The 1,387-nt window shown below is 29.9% G+C and carries 1 protein-coding gene; it reads left to right on the top strand.

Going from position 1 to position 1,387, the window contains the following annotated elements; genetic code table 11:
• The coding region (locus ABD814_RS11220) for a hypothetical protein (protein ID WP_344913186.1) at window positions 1-423 on the top strand (423 nt) is incomplete at its 5' end.
• Window positions 424-1,387: the final 964 nt, after the last annotated feature.

The raw sequence follows: 1,387 nt of genomic DNA, 5'->3' as shown, positions 1-1,387 counted from the left end.
TTTTTTTGTGTTAAAAGGCTATATATCAATAAAAACGAAGGTTTTTACTATAAAACTTTAGACAATACGAAAATAATAAGAGGAGTGTTAGAAATGGAAATGGTATTACCAGCAAGTTATGCAGTAATTGAAGAAGAAGAAATGATGTATTTGGATGGAGGTGGGTTTGTAGGTCTTCATATTAATCTAAGTGCTAAGACAAGAGGTATGGCAGCAGTAGTAGCTGGTGGGTTTGCAGCAGGTGTTGTAGGTTGGTATGTAAAAGATCTAGCCCTTACAGGACCTTGGGGAGCTGGTGCAGCAGCAGCAATTACAGCAACTACTGCTGGAGTTGTTGGTTATGCTGTGAAAAATAAACTTAAAAGAATCAGTGTAGGGGTTAATATTCCTTTTGTTAGCTGGTCTAAGACGGTTACTATTTGATGTCTCGTAATAAGTATACCAAACCTATTATTTTTATAATAGGTTTGGTTTTATTCAACATTTACGCATATATTGAAGCAGGAAATAACTCTGAAGTAACTTTCTTAATATTGATTGTTTCAATATTTTTCGGTCTATACAAAGGTATGAATGCATCCGAATTTAGAGAAGTATTTAATTTGTATCGAGCAAATAATATATTTAAAGGTCCAATGAGAGCACTTGAGTTAGTAGCTGCAATGTTGTTATGTATTAGTACAAACCATGCTAGTTATAGAATTTTGAATATAATGAGTCTCTCAAATATAATGTTTGAGATTATTTACTTTGTTGTATTTACTTTTGTAATATATAGATTTTTATTTTTTAATCTATTTGAAAGTAAGGAAGAGGAATAATTCTTTCTAGAGATACAGTAAATTGAGAGAAAACAGTATATCTTGGAGGGCAAATGGGAACCGCTCTGGCTACGCTGTTACTGTATTAGTTATAGGGTTAACGATGATGGGAGACTTTGAAAGGAAATACACCAATCGAGCTAACAGAGATTTTCGTTAGCTCGATTAACAAATTACAGTAATTTACTTCAAACTAAAGCACTTTGGAGATGTTATCTGATGTTAACCTAAGACTGCTTGAGGAGTGATAAAAATGTTGAAGAAATATTTAAAATTAAATTACAAAAGTATAATCACTGAGATTATAGTATATAATAGCATTTTATTTTTATTTGCATTTTTCATTAATAAATATTCAAATTATTCAATTGATGATTATATAGCTTTTCTTGAAGGGGTAAATATAATGTTAATTATTTTACAGATCATCAATTACAGAAGGTGGTTACATCAGAATAATTAAATTATATTAAAATATTATATCGGGGATTTTAGTCAAGTCCATAATTTTGTGTAAAATACAATACAATGTTTTACATGACTTAGTTATTTGAATTAATATTACA

Origin of the sequence: Amphibacillus indicireducens, assembly GCF_039539605.1 — a bacterium.
GTDB classification, from domain to species: Bacteria; Bacillota; Bacilli; order Bacillales; family Amphibacillaceae; genus Amphibacillus; species Amphibacillus indicireducens.
The sequence above is the reverse complement of the archived record's forward strand: the minus strand, read 5'-3'. Positions and strand labels throughout refer to the sequence as shown.